The sequence below is a fragment of the Pseudoalteromonas sp. CR1 genome, assembly GCF_019392235.1.
Classification (GTDB): Bacteria; Pseudomonadota; Gammaproteobacteria; order Enterobacterales; family Alteromonadaceae; genus Pseudoalteromonas.
On the sequence record NZ_JAHXRM010000383.1, the window covers coordinates 1 to 258 of the forward strand.

At 66.3% G+C, this 258-nt stretch carries 1 protein-coding gene; it reads right to left on the reverse strand.

The genetic code is table 11. The annotated features are described in order from the left end of the window. Positions 1-258, reverse strand: a 258-nt coding sequence (locus tag KZZ04_RS19820; protein ID WP_219423974.1) for a hypothetical protein, incomplete at both ends; no start/stop codon positions are given.

Below are 258 nucleotides of genomic sequence, written 5' to 3' on the forward strand. Positions count from 1 at the left end.
TGCAGATTGGTGCTCAGCGACGGCGCGGCGGCGCCTGGTTGGCTGGCCAGGCTGTGACCGGACAGGTTACCGCTGAGCGAGCCGATGCCCTGCGCCTGCAGGCGATACAGCAACGGATTGAGGCGAGTGAAGTCCGAGCGTGCGCCACCGACGATAAAGGCGGGTGGGGCGTGTGCAACATCGGGTACCAGCAGTCGTGCCTGCTGCCGATAGCCGTCGAATGACTGTTCGATGAACCGCTCTGCGCCGGGCGCTGCC